The following is a 22,708-nucleotide window of genomic DNA, read 5'->3' on the forward strand; positions in this document are numbered from 1 at the left end:
GTTACTATGTCTGCCAAACATCCGGTCATTGCGGTAACAGGATCCAGCGGCGCGGGGACTACCACCACCAGCCTCGCGTTTCGTAAAATATTCGCCCAGTTAAATCTGCAAGCCGCCGAGGTGGAAGGCGACAGTTTTCACCGCTACACCCGCCCGGAAATGGACATGGCGATCCGCAAAGCGCGCGACGCCGGGCGGCATATCAGCTACTTCGGTCCCGAAGCTAACGACTTCGGCCTGCTGGAACAGACCTTTATTGAATATGGCCAGAGCGGCAAAGGGAAATCTCGCAAATATCTACATACCTACGACGAAGCCGTACCGTGGAATCAGGTACCGGGGACATTCACCCCATGGCAACCTTTACCGGAACCGACCGATGTACTGTTTTATGAAGGTTTACACGGCGGCGTAGTCACCCCGCAACATAACGTTGCGCAGCATGTAGACTTACTGGTTGGCGTAGTGCCTATCGTTAACCTTGAGTGGATTCAAAAACTCATTCGCGATACCGGCGAGCGCGGGCACTCGCGAGAAGCGGTGATGGACTCGGTAGTTCGCTCAATGGAAGATTATATCAACTACATCACACCGCAATTTTCCCGCACCCATCTTAACTTCCAGCGCGTTCCCACCGTCGACACTTCAAACCCGTTCGCGGCAAAAGGCATTCCATCGCTAGATGAAAGCTTTGTGGTGATCCATTTTCGTAATCTGGAAGAGATCGATTTCCCCTGGCTACTGGCGATGTTGCAGGGCTCATTCATTTCCCACATCAATACATTAGTGGTGCCGGGCGGCAAAATGGGTCTGGCAATGGAGTTAATTATGCTGCCGCTGGTGCAGCGATTGATGGAAGGAAAGAAAATCGAGTAACTCTGCTATTACGCCGGATAAAATACTATCCGGCTTCACAACGGGATAGTTAAATCACGCAGCAACCACTTCATACGAGTGGGTAATATTCACCGCTTTTTCCAGCATCAACGCGACTGAGCAATACTTCTCGGCTGATAGATCGACCGCACGCGCAACCGCTGCGTCCTTCAGGTCGCGACCGGTGACGATAAAATGCAAATTGATATGGGTAAACAGGCGGGGAGCCTCTTCGCGGCGTTCAGAGGTTAATTTTACTTCACAATCGACCACATCCTGACGCCCTTTTTGCAGGATAGAAACCACATCAATGGCGCTACAGCCACCCGCCGCCATCAGCACCATTTCCATCGGGCTGGGCGCTTTATCGCCAGAGTTGCCATCCATTAAAATCTGGTGACCAGAGGCAGATTCGCCCAAAAAAGTTAACCCTTCAACCCACTTCACACGCGCTTGCATAATCGGAACTCCATTGCGTCAATTTTCCTGACAGAGTACGCGTACTGACCAAATCGCGCAACGGAAGGCGACCTGGGTCATGCTGAAGCGAGACACCAGGAGACACAACGCGAAAGCTATGCTAAAACAGTCAGGATGCTACAGTAATACATTGATGTACTGCATGTATGTAAAGGACGCCACATTACCGTGCAGTTCAGTTGATAGCCCCTTCCCAGGTAGCGGGAAGCACATTTCGGCAATCCAGAGACAGCGGCGTTTTCTGGCTCTGGAGAAAGCTTATAACAGAGGATAACCGCGCATGGTGCTTGGCAAACCGCAAACAGACCCGACTCTCGAATGGTTCTTGTCTCATTGCCACATTCATAAGTACCCATCCAAGAGCACGCTTATTCACCAGGGTGAAAAAGCGGAAACGCTGTACTACATCGTTAAAGGCTCTGTGGCAGTGCTGATCAAAGACGAGGAGGGTAAAGAAATGATCCTCTCTTATCTGAATCAGGGTGATTTTATTGGCGAATTGGGCCTGTTTGAAGAAGGCCAGGAACGTAGCGCATGGGTACGTGCGAAAACTGCCTGTGAAGTGGCTGAAATTTCCTACAAAAAATTCCGCCAATTAATTCAGGTAAACCCGGATATTCTGATGCGTCTCTCCGCACAGATGGCACGTCGTCTGCAAGTCACTTCAGAGAAAGTGGGCAACCTCGCTTTCCTCGATGTAACGGGTCGCATTGCACAGACTCTGCTGAATCTGGCGAAACAACCGGATGCTATGACTCACCCGGACGGTATGCAAATTAAAATTACCCGTCAGGAAATTGGTCAAATTGTCGGCTGTTCTCGTGAAACCGTGGGACGCATTCTGAAGATGCTGGAAGATCAGAACCTGATCTCCGCACACGGAAAAACCATCGTCGTTTACGGCACCCGTTGATCCCATCGGAGTGGCGCGTTACCTGGTAGCGCGCCATTTTGTTTAAACCGATGTGGCGCAGACTGATTTATCATCCCGATATTAACTACGCACTACGACAAACGCTGGTGCTATGTTTGCCCGTGGCCGTTGGTCTGTTGCTTGGCGAATTAAGACTCGGGCTGCTCTTTTCCCTCGTCCCCGCCTGTTGCAATATTGCAGGGCTTGATACCCCCCATAAACGTTTTTTCAAACGTTTAATTATTGGTGCGTCGCTGTTTGCCACCTGCAGCTTGCTAACACAACTGCTGCTGGAAAAAGATATCCCCCTGCCATTTCTGCTGACGGGGTTAACGTTGATACTTGGCGTTACTGCCGAGTTAGGCCCATTACACGCAAAATTGCTTCCTGCATCGCTGCTGGCTGCCATTTTTACCCTCAGTCTGGCGGGATATATGCCGGTATGGGAGCCATTGCTCATTTATGCGTTAGGCACACTCTGGTATGGGCTGTTTAACTGGTTTTGGTTCTGGCTCTGGCGCGAACAACCGCTACGCGAGTCACTTAGCCTGCTGTACCGTGAACTGGCAGATTATTGCGAAGCCAAATACAGCCTGCTTACCCAGCACACCGATCCTGAGAAAGCGTTGCCACCGCTGCTGGAACGCCAGCAAAAAGCGGTCGATTTAATTACCCAGTGCTATCAGCAAATGCACATGCTTTCCGCGCAAAATAATACTGACTACAAGCGGATGTTGCGCATTTTCCAGGAGGCACTGGATTTACAGGAACACATCTCGGTCAGTTTGCATCAGCCGGAAGAGGTGCAAAAGCTGGTTGAGCGTAGCCATGCGGAAGAAGTTATCCGCTGGAATGCGCAAACCGTCGCCGCTCGCCTGCGCGTGCTGGCTGATGATATTCTTTACCATCGCCTGCCGACGCGTTTTACGATGGAAAAGCAAATTGGCGCACTGGAGAAAATCGCCCGCCAGCATCCAGATAACCCTGTAGGGCAATTCTGCTACTGGCACTTCAGCCGCATCGCTCGTGTGCTGCGTACCCAGAAACCGCTCTATGCCCGCGATCTGCTGGCGGATAAACAGCGGCGGATGCCATTACTTCCGGCGCTGAAAAGCTATCTTTCCCTGAAATCGCCAGCACTGCGTAATGCCGGACGACTGAGTGTGATGTTAAGCATTGCCAGTCTGATGGGCACCGCGCTGCATCTGCCGAAATCCTATTGGATACTAATGACGGTATTGCTGGTGACGCAAAATGGTTATGGCGCTACTCGCCTGCGGATTGTGAATCGTTCTGTGGGAACCGTGGTTGGATTAATTATTGCAGGCGTTGCGCTGCACTTTAAAATCCCTGAAGGTTACACCCTGACGCTGATGCTTTTCACCACGCTCGCCAGTTACCTGATATTGCGCAAAAACTACGGCTGGGCGACGGTCGGTTTTACCATTACCGCTGTATATACCCTGCAACTGTTATGGCTGAATGGCGAGCAATACATCATTCCGCGTCTTATCGATACTATCATCGGCTGTCTGATTGCCTTCGGCGGCACAGTTTGGCTATGGCCGCAGTGGCAGAGCGGGTTATTGCGTAAGAACGCCCATGATGCTTTAGAAACCTACCAGGAAGCGATTCGTCTGATCCTGAGTAAAGATCCGCAACCAACACCACTGGCCTGGCAGCGAATGCGGGTTAATCAGGCACATAACACTCTGTATAACTCATTAAATCAGGCGATGCAGGAACCGGCATTTAACAGCCATTATCTGGCTGACATGAAACTGTGGGTAACACATAGTCAGTTTATTGTTGAACATATTAATGCCATGACCACGCTGGCGCGAGAACACCGGACATTACCACCGGAGCTGGCGCAGGAATATTTGCAGTCTTGTGAAATCGCTATTCAACGCTGTCAGCAGCGCCTGGAATATGATGAACCGGGTAGTTCTGGTGACGCCAATATCATAGACTCGCCAGAGATGCTGCCACACGAAGGCGCGTCTGGCACGCTGGAGCAGCATTTACAACGCGTTATTGGCCATCTGAATACAATGCACACCATTTCAGCGATGGCCTGGCGGCAGCGACCACATCACGGGATTTGGTTGAGCCGGAAGTTACGGGATTCGAAGGCGTAATATCATCATTGCCAGAAACAAACCGCAGGTCGGATAAGGCGTTTATGCCGCATCCGACATGCTTTGCCTGATGCGACGATGACACGTCTTATTACGCCCCAACCACCTTCGCCACCGCGCGGGCAAAACGCTGCATCCCTTCATCGATATCCGCATCTTCCACCACCAGCGATGGTGCAAAACGCATCACATCTGCCCCGGCGTTCAGCACCATTACGCCAGCCTCGGCGCCCGCATAAAGGAAATCACGCGCCCGACCTTTGTACTGTGGCTTAAGCTCGGCACCAATCAACAACCCCATACCGCGAATATCGCTAAACACATCAAACTGCTGATCTATCTTCTGCAAATGATCAACAAAACGCTGACGTTTCGCGTGAATGCCTTCCAGCACTTCAGGGGTATTGATGATATCAAAGGCCGCGCCCGCCACCGCACAGGCCAGCGGATTACCGCCGTAGGTGGAACCGTGAGAACCAGGATGAAACGCTGAAGCAATCTCCGCCGTGGTCAGCACGGCGCTAATCGGGAAGCCGCCGCCTAACGCTTTCGCTGAGGTCAGAATATCCGGTGTCACGCCATAGTGCATATAAGCAAACAGATCGCCGGTACGCCCCATCCCACACTGCACTTCATCAAACACCAATAATGCCTGATGCTGATCGCACAGCTCACGCAGCCCCTGCAAAAACTCTGGCGTCGCTGCCGTCACGCCGCCCTCGCCCTGAATCGGCTCAACAACTACCGCGCAGGTGTGATCATCCATCACCGCTTTCACCGCGTGAAGATCATTAAAAGGCACGTGGATAATATCTGCCGGTTTTGGCCCAAAGCCGTCGGAATATTTCGGCTGCCCGCCCACAGAAACGGTAAACAACGAGCGACCATGAAAGGCGTTATGGAAGGCAATAATTTTGGTTTTGAACGGGCTATGACGTACGCATGCGTAGTGACGCGCCAGTTTAAAGGCGGTTTCGTTGGCTTCCGTACCGGAGTTCATAAACACCACGCGTTCGGCAAACGTCGCCTCAATCAGTTTACGCCCAAGACGCAGCGCCGGTTCATTGGTGAAAACGTTGCTGATATGCCACAGGGTTTCCCCCTGGGTTTTTAACGCTTCCACCTGCGCCGGATGGCAATGGCCTAACGCCGTTACCGCAATCCCACCCGCGAAATCGACATACTCTTTGCCTTGCTGATCCCAGACTCGGCTGCCCTGACCTTTTACCGGAATAAACTCTGCCGGTGCATAAATCGGCAGGATCACTTCATCGAAAGTCGCGCGTGTAATTGCTGCTTGTTCAGTTGCCATCTCATGATCACCCTGTTACGCATAAACCAATGTGAAATTATAATCACAAAATATGCATAAAAAATCACTAGATAGCAACCAGAAATCAGCGATGCAGGAAATTCGCCAGCAGTTGATGCCCCTGCTCGCTGAGAATGCTTTCCGGATGGAACTGCACACCTTCAAGATCCCACTGGCGATGACGAATCCCCATAATCTCTCCGGTTTCGCTCCATGCCGTCACGTCAAAGCACGCTGGCAATGAGTCAGGTTCCACCACCAGCGAATGGTAACGCGTCACGGTGAGTGGATTCGCCAGCCCCTGGAATACGCCCTGACCGTTATGCGTAATCGGTGAGGTTTTACCGTGCATGACCTTTGCGGCGCGCACAACTTTGCCACCAAAAGCCTGCGCCATCGCCTGATGACCGAGGCAGACGCCAAGAATCGGCAAGCGCCCGGCATAGTGGCGAATAACTTCAAGGGAGATCCCGGCTTCATCTGGCGTACAGGGTCCAGGCGAGATGACAATTTTTTGTGGTTTAAGGGCGTCGATATCCACCAGTGTCAACGCATCGTTGCGCTTAACCAGCACATCGGCCCCCAGTTCACAAAAGTACTGGTAGAGGTTCCAGGTGAAAGAATCGTAGTTATCAATAAGCAGGATCATGGCGGCTCCGGTACGAAAGAACCGCGCTATTTTACTCAGATTCCCCGGCTTCGCTTACCACTTTGCTAAATATCGTCTGCAGAGCCGTAAGGTCACCCATTGCCCCATTCTGATTCGCCTGATTCCAGGCCTCTTCACCAATACCTTGCCAGTTCAGTTGATAGCCGGCATGAATCGCCAGTTGCTCGAAGAAGATCCGCTGTGCCAGGCCACTTCCCGCACGGAATGGATGCAGGACGTTGATTTCACAATAGTAGTGCGCCAGCCGCTCGACGAACTTCGCTTTCTCAAGACCAACCAGATAACCTTCTTCCTCCAGATCCTGCATCAGGGCATTGCCCTCTTTTTCAATATAGGCAAAATGGCAGAACGGCGTATCGCCCTGATAAATATCGACTTCACGCAGTTGCCCCGCCCAGTCGAAAATATCCTGATACAGCTGGCGATGAATAGCACGCAAATGCGGTAAACCACGCACCAGTGGACCAAGCTCAATGGTCGCGGCACGCAGTGCCGTCATTTCGTAAGCGGCCTGTTCCAGCCGCTGCTGCTGGTGAATGTTCAGTCGATTACGCATGATATCAAGGCCAGGATAAAGATACGGGTCGCGCCCTTCGCCAAATTTATCGCTCATAATGCCTCCTCAGCTCTTCAATGCGTGCTAAAGCCTCTGCGGCAGTAAGAGTGACTAATGGCATCTCGACGCCTTCAAGGCGGCGGCTGGCCTGGAAATTACGATTACGCTGAAGCTCCCAGAGGCGGGACTTTTGCTTATCGGTGAGTTTCTTCACTTGATGCCTCCCTGAACGTGTCCGTTTGCCACAAGTATAAGCGGCAAATCCGGGTTACGCCGGAAGAGCAGAAGCGCGGGCAAGATTGCCCGCGCGAGAAATCCTTACGGCAGGACTTTAGCGGAAAGGATAACTACCGGTTTTGACGGCACATTCTGGTACGGGCCAACATCATGGGTTGGGACCTGAGAAATCTTATCGGCAACGTCCATGCCTTTCACGACTTTACCAAAGACGGCGTAGCCGAAATCACGCTGACCGTGGTCGAGGAAGGCATTGTCGGCAACGTTGATAAAGAACTGACTGGTTGCGCTGTCTTTGTCGGCGGTACGCGCCATAGCAATAGTGCCGCGCGTATTGCGCAGACCGTTATCAGCTTCATTTTTGATTGGCGGATTGGGTTTTTTCTGCTGCATTTGCTCGGTAAATCCACCGCCCTGAATCATAAAGCCCGGGATGACGCGGTGAAAAGTGGTGTTGTTATAAAAGCCGCTGTTCACATAATCGACGAAATTTTGCACTGATACCGGCGCTTTCTGGCTATCCAGCTCCAGTTCGATATTACCAGCAGAGGTTGTTAACAATACGTGCGGGTCCCCTTTCGCTGCCATTGCTACAGGTGAGAGAGCAGAAAGAGCGAAAACAGCTACGAAAGCTGCCAGGGTCGATTTGAACATGAGATTTCCTTAACAGTGCAGAAAAAAAGCAAGTGGAGAGATTCTAAATAGCCTTCAATGACAAGGCCATTCCTTTACCTAATTTTACGTACTTGAAATATATGTAACCTGATGATCACGTATATTTTGTGATCAGAATCACTTTAAATATTGCAAATTAGCAACCGTTTGCAATTAGACGTTTAATCAGATCACAAAATCACCTAAAATCGCCCGCTCGCAGCATATCCACTATGCCATTTTATCTTTTAACGCAGGCCAATCATGACTAACAGCAATCGCATCAAGCTCACATGGATTAGCTTTCTCTCCTACGCACTGACCGGTGCGTTGGTTATTGTCACCGGGATGGTGATGGGAAACATCGCCGATTATTTCAATCTGCCTGTTTCCAGTATGAGTAATACCTTCACCTTCCTCAATGCCGGCATTTTAATCTCTATCTTCCTCAACGCCTGGCTGATGGAAATCGTCCCGCTGAAAACGCAGCTACGTTTTGGCTTTCTCCTGATGGTGCTGGCGGTTGCCGGTTTGATGTTCAGCCACAGCCTAGCGCTGTTCTCGGCGGCGATGTTCATCCTCGGGGTGGTCAGCGGCATCACCATGTCGATTGGTACATTCCTGGTAACGCAAATGTATGAAGGGCGCCAGCGCGGTTCCCGTCTGCTGTTTACCGACTCCTTCTTCAGTATGGCCGGGATGATTTTCCCGATGATTGCCGCGTATCTGCTGGCACGCAGCATTGAGTGGTACTGGGTTTATGCCTGCATCGGGCTGGTGTACGTCGCTATCTTTATTCTGACCTTCGGCTGTGAGTTCCCGGCACTGGGTAAACATGCGCCAAAAACTGACGCTCCGGTAGCGAAAGAAAAATGGGGGATCGGCGTGCTGTTTCTCTCTGTTGCTGCGCTATGCTACATCCTCGGTCAATTAGGTTTTATCTCCTGGGTGCCAGAGTACGCCAAAGGTCTGGGCATGAGCCTGAACGACGCGGGTACGCTGGTAAGCAACTTCTGGATGTCGTACATGGTAGGAATGTGGGCGTTCAGCTTTATTCTGCGTTTCTTTGACCTGCAACGTATTCTGACCGTGCTGGCAGGACTGGCTGCGATTCTGATGTATGTCTTTAACACCGGAACACCAGCGCATATGGCGTGGTCTATTCTTGCTCTGGGCTTCTTCTCCAGCGCAATCTATACCACCATCATCACCCTGGGTTCCCAGCAGACAAAAGTTCCGTCGCCAAAACTGGTTAACTTCGTCCTCACCTGCGGAACTATCGGCACCATGCTGACCTTTGTGGTTACCGGTCCGATCGTGGAGCATAGCGGTCCCCAGGCGGCACTGCTCACTGCAAACGGTCTGTATGCTGTCGTATTCGTGATGTGCTTCCTGTTAGGTTTTGTCAGTCGTCACCGTCAGCACAACACCCTGACCTCTCATTAATTGCCAATGCCGGGCGGCACTTTCGTCGTCCGGCTTTTTCCTCTCATCTCCCGCAACGTGCCTTCATCTCTATAAATGCTTTTATTTTGTCTATTTTTTGAACAAACATGAAATGTCAGACAATTCCGTGACTTAAGAATATTTATACAAATCAGCAATATACTCCTTAAGGAGTATATAAAGGTGAATTTGATTTGCATCAATAAGTGGGGTTGCTGAATCGTTAAGGTAGGCGGTAATAGAAAAGAAATCGAGGCAAAAATGAGCAAAGTCAGACTCGCAATTATCGGTAACGGTATGGTCGGCCATCGCTTTATCGAAGATCTTCTTGATAAATCTGATGCGGCCAACTTTGATATTACCGTTTTCTGTGAAGAACCGCGCATCGCTTATGACCGCGTACACCTCTCGTCTTACTTCTCTCACCACACCGCCGAAGAGCTGTCGCTGGTGCGCGAAGGCTTTTACGAGAAACACGGCATCAAAGTTCTGGTCGGCGAACGCGCTATCACCATTAACCGTCAGGAGAAGGTGATCCACTCCAGCGCCGGGCGTACCGTTTTTTATGACAAGCTGATCATGGCGACCGGTTCCTATCCGTGGATACCGCCAATCAAAGGTTCTGATACCCAGGACTGCTTTGTCTATCGCACCATTGAAGACCTCAACGCTATTGAATCCTGCGCCCGTCGCAGCAAGCGCGGTGCCGTTGTTGGTGGCGGCCTGTTAGGTCTGGAAGCCGCTGGCGCGCTGAAAAACTTAGGTATTGAAACCCACGTTATCGAATTTGCCCCTATGCTGATGGCGGAACAGCTTGATCAGATGGGTGGCGAGCAGCTGCGTCGCAAAATCGAAAGTATGGGTGTACGCGTTCACACCAGCAAAAACACCCTTGAGATTGTGCAGGAAGGTGTTGAAGCGCGTAAAACCATGCGTTTTGCCGACGGCAGCGAGCTGGAAGTTGACTTTATCGTCTTCTCTACCGGTATCCGTCCGCGCGATAAGCTGGCAACCCAGTGTGGTCTGGACGTAGCTCCGCGTGGGGGTATCGTCATTAATGATTCCTGCCAGACTTCCGATCCGGATATCTACGCCATCGGTGAATGCGCAAGCTGGAACAACCGTGTATTTGGTCTGGTCGCACCGGGCTACAAAATGGCGCAGGTCGCCGTTGACCACATTCTCGGTAGCGAAAACGCCTTTGAAGGTGCTGACCTTAGCGCCAAGCTGAAACTGCTGGGCGTAGACGTAGGCGGTATTGGTGATGCGCACGGTCGTACGCCTGGCGCACGTAGCTACGTTTACCTCGACGAAAGCAAAGAGATCTACAAACGCCTGATTGTCAGCGAAGACAACAAAACCCTGCTCGGTGCGGTACTGGTGGGCGATACCAGCGACTACGGTAACCTGCTGCAACTGGTGCTGAACGCTATCGAACTGCCAGAAAACCCGGATTCCCTGATCCTGCCAGCGCACTCTGGTAGCGGTAAGCCGTCTATCGGTGTTGATAAACTGCCGGACAGCGCGCAAATCTGCTCCTGCTTCGACGTCACCAAAGGCGACCTGATTGCGGCCATCAACAAAGGCTGCCACACCGTTGCGGCGCTGAAAGCCGAAACCAAAGCCGGTACTGGCTGCGGCGGCTGTATCCCACTGGTCACTCAGGTGCTGAATGCGGAACTGGCGAAACAGGGTATCGAAGTTAACAACAACCTGTGCGAACACTTTGCTTATTCGCGTCAGGAACTGTTCCATTTGATCCGCGTTGAAGGCATTAAAACCTTCGAAGAACTGCTGGCGAAACACGGCAAAGGCTACGGTTGTGAAGTTTGTAAACCAACCGTTGGTTCGCTGCTGGCCTCCTGCTGGAACGAATACATTCTGAAGCCGGAACATACTCCACTGCAGGATTCTAACGACAACTTCCTCGCTAACATCCAGAAAGACGGCACCTACTCGGTGATCCCGCGTTCTCCGGGCGGTGAAATCACCCCGGAAGGGCTGATGGCAGTAGGTCGTATCGCGCGTGAATTTAATCTCTACACCAAAATCACCGGCTCCCAACGTATTGCGATGTTTGGCGCACAGAAAGACGATCTGCCGGAGATCTGGCGTCAGCTGATTGAAGCAGGCTTCGAAACCGGTCATGCCTATGCGAAAGCACTGCGTATGGCGAAAACCTGTGTGGGTAGCACCTGGTGCCGCTACGGCGTTGGCGATAGCGTCGGCCTCGGCGTGGAACTGGAAAACCGCTACAAAGGCATCCGCGCACCGCACAAAATCAAGTTCGGTGTCTCTGGCTGTACCCGCGAATGTTCAGAAGCGCAGGGTAAAGACGTGGGCATCATCGCCACCGAAAAAGGCTGGAACCTGTACGTTTGTGGTAACGGCGGCATGAAACCGCGTCATGCGGATCTGCTGGCGGCGGATATCGATCGCGAAACGCTGCTCAAATATCTCGACCGCTTCATGATGTTCTACATCCGTACCGCTGACAAACTGACCCGTACCGCACCGTGGTTAGAAAACCTCGAAGGTGGCATCGACTACCTGAAAGCGGTGATCATTGACGACAAACTGGGGCTGAACGCACATCTGGAAGAAGAGATGGCGCGCCTGCGTGAAGCGGTAGTGTGTGAGTGGACTGAAACGGTCAATACGCCGTCTGCGCAGACTCGCTTCAAACACTTCATCAACAGTGACAAGCGTGACCCGAACGTGCAGATGGTGCCAGAGCGCGAACAGCACCGTCCGGCAACGCCGTATGAACGAATCCCGGTAACTCTGGTGGAGGACAACGCATGAGCCAGTGGAAAGACATCTGCAAAATCGATGACATCCTGCCTGAAACCGGCGTCTGCGCGCTGTTAGGTGACGAGCAGGTTGCAATTTTCCGCCCGTATCACAGCGACCAGGTGTTTGCGATCAGCAACATCGATCCGTTCTTCGAATCCAGCGTGCTGTCACGCGGGCTGATTGCGGAGCATCAGGGTGAGCTGTGGGTTGCCAGCCCGCTGAAAAAACAGCGTTTTCGCTTAAGCGACGGCTTGTGCATGGAAGACGAACAGTTTTCCGTCAAGCATTACGAAGCACGTGTGAAAGACGGCGTGGTGCAGTTACGCGGTTAATTGTTTTAACGGGAGGCGCAATGCCTCCCCTTTTTGCATTGTCCTGTAATGACCTTCGATATATTGCAGGACATTTTTTAAACTTTTTGCTTTATTTTTTGTTTTTATTTTTAAAGGATAATCAAATGTTTACAGACACTATTAATAAGTGTGCGGCTAACGCTGCGCGCATCGCACGCCTATCGGCAAATAACCCGCTCGGCTTTTGGGTCAGCTCCGCAATGGCGGGAGCGTATGTGGGTCTTGGGATCATTCTGATTTTCACGCTCGGCAATTTGCTCGATCCGTCCGTTCGTCCACTGGTGATGGGCGCAACTTTTGGTATCGCCTTAACGCTGGTGATTATCGCAGGTTCTGAACTGTTCACCGGACACACCATGTTCCTCACCTTTGGAGTGAAGGCGGGCACCATCAGCCACGGGCAAATGTGGGCAATCCTGCCACAGACCTGGCTGGGTAACCTGGTCGGTTCCGTCTTTGTTGCCATGCTTTATAACTGGGGCGGCGGTAGCCTGCTGCCGGTAGATACCAGCATCGTTCACTCCGTCGCACTGGCCAAAACCACCGCACCAGCAATGGTGTTGTTCTTCAAAGGCGCATTGTGTAACTGGCTGGTTTGTCTGGCAATCTGGATGGCACTGCGCACCGAAGGTGCGGCGAAATTTATCGCTATCTGGTGGTGTCTGCTGGCGTTTATCGCGTCCGGCTATGAGCACTCTGTTGCCAACATGACGCTGTTCGCGCTCTCCTGGTTCGGCAACCACAGCGAAGCCTACACGCTGGCAGGCATTGGTCATAACCTGCTGTGGGTGACGCTGGGTAATACTTTATCGGGCGCCGTATTCATGGGATTGGGTTATTGGTATGCTACGCCGAAAGCGAATCGTCCGATTGCGGACAAATTTAATCAAACTGAAACGGCTGCCGGTTAATTACTAAGGGGTTTTTACGTGGATCATTTGCCTATATTTTGCCAATTACGCGATCGCGACTGTCTGATTGTCGGCGGTGGTGATGTCGCGGAACGCAAAGCAAGGTTGCTGTTAGACGCAGGTGCTCGCTTAACGGTGAATGCATTAGCGTTTATTCCACAGTTCACCGCATGGGCAGATGCAGGCATGTTAACCCTCGTCGAAGGGCCATTTGATGAAAGCCTTCTCGACACCTGCTGGCTGGCGATTGCAGCAACGGATGATGACGCGCTTAACCAGCGTGTCAGCGAAGCCGCTGAAGCTCGTCGTATCTTCTGTAACGTGGTCGATGCGCCGAAAGCCGCCAGCTTTATTATGCCGTCGATTATTGACCGCTCACCGCTGATGGTGGCGGTCTCCTCTGGCGGTACTTCTCCGGTTCTGGCGCGACTGTTGCGCGAAAAACTCGAATCACTGCTGCCGTTACATCTGGGCCAGGTAGCGAAATACGCCGGGCAATTACGTGGTCGGGTAAAACAACAGTTCGCCACGATGGGTGAACGTCGCCGTTTCTGGGAAAAATTGTTCGTTAACGACCGCCTGGCGCAGTCGCTGGCGAACAACGATCAGAAAGCCATTACTGAAACCACCGAACAGTTAATCAACGAACCGCTCGATCATCGTGGTGAAGTGGTGCTGGTTGGTGCAGGTCCGGGCGATGCCGGGCTGCTGACGCTGAAAGGTCTGCAACAAATTCAGCAGGCAGATGTGGTGGTCTACGACCGTCTGGTTTCTGACGATATTATGAATCTGGTACGCCGTGATGCGGATCGTGTCTTCGTCGGTAAACGCGCGGGATATCACTGCGTACCGCAGGAAGAGATTAACCAGATCCTGCTGCGGGAAGCGCAAAAAGGCAAACGCGTGGTGCGTCTGAAAGGCGGTGATCCGTTTATTTTCGGTCGTGGTGGCGAAGAGCTGGAAACACTGTGCAATGCAGGCATTCCGTTCTCGGTGGTTCCGGGTATTACCGCAGCTTCTGGTTGCTCTGCCTATTCGGGTATTCCCCTCACGCATCGCGATTATGCTCAAAGCGTACGCTTAATTACCGGACACTTAAAAACCGGTGGCGAGCTGGACTGGGAAAATCTGGCGGCAGAAAAACAGACGCTGGTGTTCTATATGGGGCTGAATCAGGCCGCGACCATTCAGCAAAAACTGATTGAACACGGAATGCCTGGTGAAATGCCAGTGGCGATTGTTGAAAACGGCACGGCGGTCACGCAACGCGTGATTGACGGTACGCTCGCGCAGCTAGGTGAACTGGCTCAACAAATGAACAGCCCATCATTAATTATTATTGGTCGGGTCGTTGGCCTGCGCAATAAATTAAATTGGTTCTCTAACCATTAATTTAAAAAAAATTAACTAAGGCCGGATATTTCTGGCCTTTTTTTATTTACAAACATACTTATATTAATGTTTATTTTCAGCATACATAAAACAAACTTTTAACTAATTTATTTTAATGACGCCCTGCAGTTACAGCGGCTTACAAATATAAGCATAATATTCATAGTCCGTTCACTGACGCATAATAGATATTCCTGTATCGTCTTTAGCGAGCTGTTTGCTTATATTCACATAATCAATGAATATTACTCGATATATTTTACATAGGGAATGAAAATGAACAAGTTTATTAAAGTGGCACTGGTTGGTGCAGTCCTGGCAACATTAACTGCATGTACTGGTCATATTGAAAACCGTGAAAAGAACTGCTCTTACGACTACCTGCTGCACCCGGCAATTTCTATTTCTAAAATCATTGGCGGCTGCGGTCCTACTGCACAGTAAGTCTCTGACTGAAATTAGCTAACGCTGATTTAATTACCTGACGCCCTCGGGATTACCTGAGGGCGTATTTGTTTTTGTATTAACTCCGTAAACGTCATTCACAACGATTAAATACTGCCAATACTCTCACGCAAAATCCGCAGTACCGTCTCCTCACCGCTACGATTTGGATTAATGCGAATCGCGCAATGTTCGAGTTGTGGATTCGCCTGGCGAAACGTTCCGGAAAGACGGTAAAAGAGCGGTGGAATCTCATATTTCGACTCCGCACCCACCGGGTAAGGCAACGCGCCGCGCTTTTGCGCCTCTTCCAGCACCCTGGCGGCAATCGGCTGATGAAACTCCACAATCAACACCTTCGACTGCGCATTGGCAATGACGGCGCTTTTCACTTCCGCCACCGCGCCACCGTTAAGTAAAGCCAGCAACCGTTCAGATACCCCCGCCTGCACCGCGTGCATCACTGGCGCGAACACCAGCCCACGCAACACCTCCAGCGCCTGAGCGCCCTGAATCTGGCTGCCGCCGGAGTAAAGCGTGACGCGAATCCGACTAATAACATCGGCATCGCCTACCACCGCGCCAACACCCTCTGGCCCAAACAGCTTGAAGCAGGAGAATGTCGAAACATTCGCCCCGCATTCGCAGCCGATTCGCGCTACCTTCATCACCGCATAGTTGTCATCGGTTAACGCTGGAACGCCAGACGAGCACAACGTTGCCAGCACATCTGCCAGCACGTAGCTGTCCTGTGGCTGCTGGCGCGTATGCTGTACCAGCGCCGCATCCGGTTGTTGCTCTTCGACGACCTGCTTAAGTACCGCCAGGTCATTGAAATCAGCAGTGATAAGCGTCAGCCCCATCTGCTCAACAATGACCTGAGTCGTCGGATAAACAGGCGCGTCATGCACCAGAAGACGCTGCCCCGGTTTGAGCAAAGCCGCCAGCCCGGCGCGAATCGCTCCAGTCCCCGCGCCCTGCACCAGCGCCGCGGCCTGTGCGTGAAACGCATCAGCCAGCACCTGCTCCACCCGTTGGGTAATACGCGGTTGATTCAAACCTGGAGTTAACCCTAAATCACCACCAGTAAGAAACTCGCTGCCGGGGAAATGGCGACAAATGCTATCCACCAGCGCAAACTGCTTTTGCTGCGCCTCAATAATCGTCAGGCTTTGCAGAGGAAACGTCTTCATAGGTGCCTTCCTTAAGCCGGAACGAACAGGCCAAGCCAGTAAAGAACATTCAGCAGGATGCCGGTGATCATTACTGCCACGACCGGTGCCGCCATTTTCTGTACCGGACGGCCCAGAGATTCGTTGAGGAAGTAAATGGCAACCGCGATAGAGAATCCGGTATAACCTGCCATCTTAATTGCTGCGAAAATCGAACCGACCAGCAGCGCCACTTCCATCAGCATATTCATGGCGTTACGGATGTTATCCGACGCATTACGCACCGACGGGTAGCGCCCCAGCCATTTGCCGATCGAACGAAGCAGCAAGACTTCTGCCGAAATAACCACTGCACCTAATACCGCTGCAACCATCGGATTCGGCGAGAGATAGCCCACCGCATAAACAAAGGTAAAGCCCGCAACTGCATATACGCCGGTGGCTAACGCGGTGGTGGCAATCAACGGCACAAATCCCAGTCCGCGCATGAATTCTGCCAGAGCCGCCTGATTAATCAGCGTTTGCGATTGTTCCGGCGTTACGCCTGCGGAGTACGCTTTCTCCAGTGTGAAGATCGAAACTTCGCTACCAGCAAAAATCTTCATGCTGGCAACGGCAGCAATCAATGCCCCCACAATAGCGATATAGGGTAAGTTTTTGATAATCCGCGACGTACGTTCTTCAAACACCGAAAGTCCGCTGGCATCGATGTCATTTTCATCACGATGACGCAGGTCATGAGTTATCGCGATCCCCAGCAGCATCACCATGCCAATAAAGATTTCGATGGATTCCGGATTGAGATGCGGGAAATAGCGCACTACTACTACACGGGTCATCAGCACAACCACGGCAGCGATCAGACTTTGCTTCCAGCCAAACTGGTAAAAAATCGCCACCAGTGGGAACAGTGCAAAAGCTGAAACCACCGGCGAGCTTAATTCCCCCAGACTACCTAATACATCCACCGGTAGCGCGGTCAGCAGCTGGTTTACCGGCAACAGGCATGTGAGGATCAATATCCCCCAGATAGCGCCAAGGCCAAACGCCATCAGGCTGTTTATCGCCAGTACGCCGAGGATATCAGTAGGAAGAAAGAGTAACCATGCGTTGAGTAGCCCGGTTTTCAGGGTAAAAGAGATCCCCACCGAGGCCACAAAACCAATGCTCAGACCAAAAGCGATACTCCCCGCCTCGCGACGGTTCATATAGCCTTCAATCAGTTGCGGCAGGATTGGGCGGATGCCGTCATGAAAAACAGCCGCCGAGCGATGCGCCAGAAGCGATGTCATACCCGTCAGGCACGCCACCACGATAATCTGAATATACAGATCCATAGTCGTGCCTTTTATTTCAGATGGTTAATCAACATCGGAATCGCGTGTTCGACGTGCTCAACGGAAAGCCCAAACGCCACTTTCCCTTCGGCGATCATTTTGGCGATATGTTCGTCTTTCGCTTTAATGCCAGGCTTGGCAATGGTGCAACTTTTGTTATAGCCAATCACCGCGATGGCAATCGACAATGCCGCGCCCGCACCGGTATTACACGCGCCGATGTAGTAATCCAGTTGCCCGGATTTCACCTTCATCGCTGCTTCCATGTCGTTATGAATGAAAACTTCAAAACAGCCTGGAGCCGTCGCTTCAATGGTTTTTTTAATCTGCTCACGCTGTAAGCCTGCAACGCCAACCTTTTTCATTAGTCTGTCCTTATTGGAAAAATTGAGAGGGATTTTCACGTAACATCACATCCACATCGGCCTGACTGAATCCTGACTGGCGCAATTGCGGAATAAAGGTGGTCAATAAATAGTCATAGCCATAACCACCGTTGGCTTTTAAATGAGAGCGGCGCGTAATATCCATCGACAGCATGACGCGGTTCAGCAACCCACGGTCGCGTAGCGCATCAAGCATCGCAATACGCTTTTCGTCCGGGTAGTAACTGTTCTTACCAATGGTGTCGAACTGCACGTACGCGCCGAGATCGATCATCTTCAAAATGTTGTCGAGGTTGTCTTTCAGATCGCAGTGACCAACGGTGACGCGCGAAAGATCAACTCCGTAGGCTTGCAACAGAGCCAGTTGCTCCAGCCCCATCGTGCTGAACGACGTATGCGTGGAGAGCGGGCGTCCGGTCTGGTTATGTGCCAGCGCGGCGGCAATAAACACTTTCTCTTCCAGCGGCGTAATCTTTCCTTCACTGGAACCAATCTCCGCGATGATCCCAGCTTTCAGTTCCGTGCCATCGATACCCAGTTCAATTTCATCGACCATCTCTTGCGCCAGTTCCTGCACGCTGCGGGTCGCCACATGTTCCGGGAAAAACGCGTCCTGGTAATAACCGGTACAGGCCACCACGTTGATGCCGGTTTCGCGCATTACATCAAGCATAAATTGCGCATTGCGCCCCATGTAACGGTTGGTCATCTCAATCACATTACGAACGCCCTGGGCCATCAGGTCGTTCATCTCCTGGCAAATGAACGCATACTGATCAAGGCGGCAGTCCACGTTGTTTTTAAAGCCGGAGAGATCAATATGCAGATGCTCATGGGCGAGGGTGTAACCCGTCGGATCAAAACTCATAGGGTGTCTCCTGCAAACCGGAGGGAGGAAAGAAAAGAGCGACCATTTTGTGGCGGTGGCGCACGGAAAAATTCACACACGGTAGCCCCCACATCAGAAAGCGTGGTGCGAACACCAAGCTGAGTAGCAGCCAGGCCTTGCTGATAAACCAGCACCGGCACGACTTCGCGGGTATGGTGGCTGTGACCGATTGTCGGGTCGTTGCCGTGATCCGCCATGATAATCAGGCAATCATCTGGCTGCATCGCCTCAACAAGCCGGGCAAGATTACGGTCAACGACCTGCAAACGTTCGGCATAACGTGCGACGTCTTCTGCGTGACCAGCGAGGTCGGTTTCCTGAATGTTGGTGCAAATAAACGCTGTCTGATGGGTGATAAATTCGTCGAGGGTGATATCCATAATCCGCTGACTATCCACCAGGTTTTGCCAGCTCACGCCATAAGGATTGCTGACAATATCCGCCACTTTCCCCACTAGCACAGTTGGCACGCCAGCTTCATACAGTTTTTGCGGCACTTGTACTTTCTCATCGACGCCATAGCCCATATGCACGACCTGGAAGCCGTTGTCATAAGCGCCAGAACGCGGTGCATTAATACCAATAAAGTGCCCTTCTTTGCTTTCTGCGGCATCGAGAATACGCTGACTGTTGGTTAACAGGCCGCCAAATGTAATGACCCGACCGACCTGTACCTGGTCACGCACGATACGACCAATTTTGATTGCGTCGTCAAAAGAGATCACAGAGAGATTGGCGGTAATGTTATAGACCTGGCCTAAATCCGCCTCGAGATTATCACCAACCGCAACCGCCTGATTGACCCACAGAAATTGCAGATCATCGCCGCGGCGCTCCACCTGCCAGCCAGCGTTAAGTAATGCTTGCTCAACACGGTCAATCACATCGCGAAAGGGCATCCGTAGCGGCGGTAACGGGCGCGTGCCTAAAATTTCCTGATGCCCCATAAAGGTATCGCCCCCTTCATGTTGCAGCTCTGCCACGCCCCAGGTTGCAGAATCTGACGGCTGCATATCTCCAGGCGAATAACCTAATGCGTTGATTAGCCCCATTTTCTCCAGCGTTTGCAGCTGCAAATGCGGCAGCTGGCTCAAAATGTGACCACAGGTATTCGCTCCCGCATCTTGCGGGCGCACCAGCGTGACATCTTTCATTGCGCCTACGCCAAAGCTATCAATCACTAACACCACGAATCGCGCCATTACGCCCCCAGAGAGTTTCCAAGACTGTCATAACGACCGACGATTTCCGGTTCGCCACGCTGAATACCCGATACCAGCACCACATCACTGCGGGTAACAAAAATTTGTGTACGAAAACAGAACACTACGGCACTACTCACCGGAAACTCGCCTGCTAACGGAAGGTAATAGTCGATACTGCTGTCATCTACAGTTTTGAGATTGGTTTCAGTAATCTTTTGATTTTCTTTAGTAAAAACCAGAGCGTGGTGAGCATGACCACGACGGTAGTAACCGCCGCCGTAGCAGTAGCTGTCGCCACGGAAATGATGGGAGATTTCACTTAACCAGAGCATGGCGATACGTTCAGGCTGATCGCCCTGCTGGTTTGCCGGAATCGTCCCCGTCAGTGCATGGCCGGGTTCGGCATGAGTCACACCGTATTCCGCCAGCAATGGCAGCGAAGCGCAGCTGGTCGCTGAAGGCGCGTTCAGTTGCTCAATCGCAATACCAGATTTCGCCAGTTGATCCCGTGCTTGTACCAGCGTGTGAAGATTCGGTGTCGGCAAAACTTTCCCGGCAGCCTCATCCCAAAGCAAGCAAGGGAAATGGGTAAGTCCCGCTAAATGTAGTCCTGGTAGTTTCTGGATTTCAGCGACAATGTCATGCAGCGTGTTTTGGGGAAAACCGCTCTCCTGACCCGGATAAAGAAAATCATCATCGCTATAAACTTTGAGCAGCACAGACTGCACACGTCCGGCCTTCAGCGCTGCTGCAGAGACTTCCCGCGCTTTATCGAGAGTAAACACGGTGATGACGTCAGTTCCCTGTGCAACGGCGTCAGAAACCTGGTGACAAGGGATTTGCACCAGATGTCCCTGATGCGCCACCGGCAGACCGGCGCGGCGCATGACCCGCGCCTCTTTGTAATCCACCGCCACAATGCCGCTGTAGCCCAGTGCCAGAAGTTTTTCCGCCAGCCACGGATTACGGCCAAACTGCTTGGTCATCAGATACAGCTCAATGCCGTAAAGCCGCGCCGTCTCAATCAGCCTCTTACCGTTTTCCAGTATCTGATCCACGTCGATCACCCAACTGTCCGGGGCGATCTTGCCCTGTTGCCACAAACTTAGTGCGGCGGAAATCAGCGCTGGGTTCTGGCGTTTCAATGCTTCTACAAACATCTTGTTGCCTCGTTTCTATTCCTTGAATTAAACATTCATTTTTTTGAATATTTAAGTTATGTGACGCGGATTTGCCGTATAACTCAGACACCTTCGTTGGCGGCCATCCATAATCCATAGAGATTGGCCAGCAAATACCCTTCTTCACACGGGTTAATTTCCAGCGCGAATTCCTTCAATAGCACCTGATGCAATTGCACAATCGCTGGCCAGTATGTGGATTGCGCCAGTTCCGCCAGTAATTCGTCATCCAGCGGCAGTATGTGTTCGCCCCGACGACTGCGCATCAGCGCACTCGCCATATGCGTCATCGCCATCGTTCCCTGCTCGCTGCGTATGGGAAGATGGCATTCTGTTTCCAGTACTTTGACGACCTGCATCATGCCTTTGCAGATGTCCTTATCAATGACTCCTGCCTCGCAAAGCAGGTTGAGTCTGTTTTCCATTTAAGACGCCTTTCGCTTAATAACTGGGTTCAAGTTCCCCACTGACGACTCGCTGTTGATGAGCAAGCAGGGCATGTTTATCAACAACCGCACGTAGCAATTGTTGCATCGGGTAATCATCGGCTCGCGTTAGCACCACGGCTTCAGTGGCCTGTAAAAATCGCGGATCGTTCGTCAGCGGCGTCGCTTCTAATCCCAGCATGGCCAGTTCGCTTTCCGCCACCGCGTTCCAGATAACCGCATCGACATCGCCTTTTACAATGCGTTGTAAACTCTCGTGATATGAGAGGTCGATGCGCTCCACATCGCTATTGCCAAAAAAGACATCGGTCATGATTTTCTGATCCGCCGAGCGGTTATCCAGCCCCACGCGTTTCACGTTGCCGGACGCCCCTTTACGGCAAATCAGCTGGTGCTCGCCAACGTAGGTATGCGGCCCCAACTCCAGCGCGAGGCATAACCCTTTTTGCGTGAGATAACTTTCTGCCGCCAGGCGGGACACTACCGCCATGTCATACACGCCGTTAAGCAAACACTCCACGCGAATATCCGCGCCACGCATGTGCGCATAGTAAAAAGGAATGCCATCAAACTGGGCTTTCAATCCGCTCGCCAGTCCTTCGTACAAACGGGTATAGGGCAAGGGCATCGCACATACCACGTTGTTGATATCCACATGAGTCAGCAGGGCTTTATTATCCATCTCAACCAGATAACTGCCATTGCGCCCACGGCGTTCAATTCGTATCGCGCCGCTTGATTCCAGCGTTTTCAGCGCGGCCTGTGTCAGACCAACCGATGAATGGCACTCAGTTGCCAGTTCATCTATTGTTTTCAATCGATTACCGCACTTTTCACCTAACAGATAACGAGCCAGAGTCGTGATGACGACGCCTTCTTTTTTGATAAACGTTCGACGCATAGTATATTTT

At 51.8% G+C, this 22,708-nt stretch carries 23 protein-coding genes; 9 read left to right on the forward strand and 14 right to left on the reverse strand.

Annotation, left to right across the window (positions count from 1 at the left end):
* The first annotated feature begins 6 nt into the window (after positions 1-6).
* Positions 7-876 (forward strand): phosphoribulokinase, encoded by an 870-nt coding sequence (locus FEM44_RS07750; protein WP_135522524.1) that lies wholly within the window; start codon positions 7-9, stop codon positions 874-876.
* A gap of 54 nt (positions 877-930) precedes the next feature.
* On the opposite strand, the gene FEM44_RS07755 is transcribed toward FEM44_RS07750, so the two are convergent.
* Positions 931-1,335, reverse strand: a complete 405-nt coding sequence (locus tag FEM44_RS07755; RefSeq protein WP_001148908.1) for an OsmC family protein — start codon at positions 1,333-1,335, stop codon at positions 931-933.
* Between the two features lie 301 nt (positions 1,336-1,636).
* On the opposite strand from FEM44_RS07755, the gene crp reads away from it, so the two are divergent.
* Entirely contained in the window at positions 1,637-2,269 is a 633-nt protein-coding gene (crp, locus tag FEM44_RS07760; protein WP_000242755.1) for a cAMP-activated global transcriptional regulator CRP, read from the forward strand.
* Between the two features lie 50 nt (positions 2,270-2,319).
* Positions 2,320-4,410 (forward strand): YccS/YhfK family putative transporter, encoded by a 2,091-nt coding sequence (locus FEM44_RS07765; protein WP_000269295.1) that lies wholly within the window; start codon positions 2,320-2,322, stop codon positions 4,408-4,410.
* Between the two features lie 91 nt (positions 4,411-4,501).
* Here FEM44_RS07765 and argD read toward each other — a convergent pair whose 3' ends face one another.
* From argD to ppiA, 5 genes are all read right to left on the reverse strand, one after another.
* A complete protein-coding gene (gene argD, locus FEM44_RS07770) occupies positions 4,502-5,722 on the reverse strand; it encodes a bifunctional acetylornithine/succinyldiaminopimelate transaminase (protein WP_135522523.1) in 1,221 nt (406 codons plus the stop codon).
* Between the two features lie 85 nt (positions 5,723-5,807).
* The gene (pabA, locus tag FEM44_RS07775; protein ID WP_135405527.1) at positions 5,808-6,371 is read right to left on the reverse strand and encodes an aminodeoxychorismate synthase component 2; all 564 of its coding nucleotides are present in this window, start codon (positions 6,369-6,371) and stop codon (positions 5,808-5,810) included.
* Positions 6,372-6,402: 31 nt separating this feature from the next.
* Positions 6,403-7,005 carry a putative adenosine monophosphate-protein transferase Fic gene (locus FEM44_RS07780; RefSeq protein WP_130217624.1) on the reverse strand — a complete coding sequence of 201 codons (603 nt, stop codon included), beginning with the start codon at positions 7,003-7,005 and terminating at the stop codon, positions 6,403-6,405.
* On the reverse strand, positions 6,995-7,162 hold the full coding sequence (locus FEM44_RS07785; RefSeq protein WP_130221404.1) for a YhfG family protein: 168 nt from the start codon (positions 7,160-7,162) through the stop codon (positions 6,995-6,997). Before FEM44_RS07785 ends, FEM44_RS07780 begins: the two co-directional genes overlap by 11 nt.
* Before the next feature lie 104 nt (positions 7,163-7,266).
* Entirely contained in the window at positions 7,267-7,839 is a 573-nt protein-coding gene (ppiA, locus tag FEM44_RS07790; RefSeq protein WP_000477213.1) for a peptidylprolyl isomerase A, read from the reverse strand.
* A 264-nt stretch (positions 7,840-8,103) separates the two neighbouring features.
* On the opposite strand from ppiA, the gene tsgA reads away from it, so the two are divergent.
* From tsgA to FEM44_RS07825, 6 genes are all read left to right on the forward strand, one after another.
* Positions 8,104-9,285 (forward strand): MFS transporter TsgA, encoded by a 1,182-nt coding sequence (tsgA, locus tag FEM44_RS07795; RefSeq protein WP_135522522.1) that lies wholly within the window; start codon positions 8,104-8,106, stop codon positions 9,283-9,285.
* Between the two features lie 261 nt (positions 9,286-9,546).
* Positions 9,547-12,090 (forward strand): NADPH-nitrite reductase large subunit, encoded by a 2,544-nt coding sequence (nirB, locus tag FEM44_RS07805; RefSeq protein WP_135522520.1) that lies wholly within the window; start codon positions 9,547-9,549, stop codon positions 12,088-12,090.
* The gene (nirD, locus tag FEM44_RS07810; protein ID WP_000084764.1) at positions 12,087-12,413 is read left to right on the forward strand and encodes a nitrite reductase small subunit NirD; all 327 of its coding nucleotides are present in this window, start codon (positions 12,087-12,089) and stop codon (positions 12,411-12,413) included. Before nirB ends, nirD begins: the two co-directional genes overlap by 4 nt.
* Positions 12,414-12,538: 125 nt before the next feature.
* Positions 12,539-13,345 carry a nitrite transporter NirC gene (gene nirC / locus FEM44_RS07815; protein WP_135522519.1) on the forward strand — a complete coding sequence of 269 codons (807 nt, stop codon included), beginning with the start codon at positions 12,539-12,541 and terminating at the stop codon, positions 13,343-13,345.
* A gap of 18 nt (positions 13,346-13,363) precedes the next feature.
* Positions 13,364-14,737: a siroheme synthase CysG gene (gene cysG / locus FEM44_RS07820; protein WP_130217628.1), complete on the forward strand. Its 1,374-nt coding sequence runs from the start codon at positions 13,364-13,366 to the stop codon at positions 14,735-14,737.
* A gap of 276 nt (positions 14,738-15,013) precedes the next feature.
* Complete coding sequence (locus tag FEM44_RS07825) at positions 15,014-15,181, forward strand: YhfL family protein (protein ID WP_064527562.1); 168 nt, start codon at positions 15,014-15,016, stop codon at positions 15,179-15,181.
* Between the two features lie 107 nt (positions 15,182-15,288).
* Here the strand turns inward: FEM44_RS07825 and FEM44_RS07830 are convergent, their stop codons facing one another.
* The 8 genes from FEM44_RS07830 to yhfZ all read right to left on the reverse strand — a co-directional run bounded on the left by FEM44_RS07830 (position 15,289) and on the right by yhfZ (position 22,698).
* Positions 15,289-16,374 carry an aminotransferase class I/II-fold pyridoxal phosphate-dependent enzyme gene (locus FEM44_RS07830; protein ID WP_135522518.1) on the reverse strand — a complete coding sequence of 362 codons (1,086 nt, stop codon included), beginning with the start codon at positions 16,372-16,374 and terminating at the stop codon, positions 15,289-15,291.
* An 11-nt stretch (positions 16,375-16,385) separates the two neighbouring features.
* Complete coding sequence (locus tag FEM44_RS07835; RefSeq protein ID WP_000366844.1) at positions 16,386-17,690, reverse strand: YhfT family protein; 1,305 nt, start codon at positions 17,688-17,690, stop codon at positions 16,386-16,388.
* A gap of 11 nt (positions 17,691-17,701) precedes the next feature.
* Positions 17,702-18,055 (reverse strand): DUF2620 domain-containing protein, encoded by a 354-nt coding sequence (locus FEM44_RS07840; RefSeq protein WP_135522517.1) that lies wholly within the window; start codon positions 18,053-18,055, stop codon positions 17,702-17,704.
* Between the two features lie 10 nt (positions 18,056-18,065).
* On the reverse strand, positions 18,066-18,944 hold the full coding sequence (locus FEM44_RS07845; RefSeq protein WP_135522516.1) for a phosphotriesterase-related protein: 879 nt from the start codon (positions 18,942-18,944) through the stop codon (positions 18,066-18,068).
* Positions 18,941-20,167: a phosphopentomutase gene (locus tag FEM44_RS07850; RefSeq protein WP_135522515.1), complete on the reverse strand. Its 1,227-nt coding sequence runs from the start codon at positions 20,165-20,167 to the stop codon at positions 18,941-18,943. Before FEM44_RS07850 ends, FEM44_RS07845 begins: the two co-directional genes overlap by 4 nt.
* The gene (locus FEM44_RS07855) at positions 20,167-21,330 is read right to left on the reverse strand and encodes a YhfX family PLP-dependent enzyme (RefSeq protein ID WP_135522514.1); all 1,164 of its coding nucleotides are present in this window, start codon (positions 21,328-21,330) and stop codon (positions 20,167-20,169) included. Before FEM44_RS07855 ends, FEM44_RS07850 begins: the two co-directional genes overlap by 1 nt.
* 83 nt (positions 21,331-21,413) lie before the next feature.
* The gene (locus FEM44_RS07860) at positions 21,414-21,776 is read right to left on the reverse strand and encodes a PRD domain-containing protein (protein WP_130208951.1); all 363 of its coding nucleotides are present in this window, start codon (positions 21,774-21,776) and stop codon (positions 21,414-21,416) included.
* 16 nt (positions 21,777-21,792) lie between these two features.
* Complete coding sequence (gene yhfZ / locus FEM44_RS07865; RefSeq protein WP_135522513.1) at positions 21,793-22,698, reverse strand: GntR family transcriptional regulator YhfZ; 906 nt, start codon at positions 22,696-22,698, stop codon at positions 21,793-21,795.
* Positions 22,699-22,708 lie beyond the last annotated feature (10 nt).

It is taken from the genome of Escherichia sp. E4742 (assembly GCF_005843885.1).
Classification (GTDB): Bacteria; Pseudomonadota; Gammaproteobacteria; order Enterobacterales; family Enterobacteriaceae; genus Escherichia.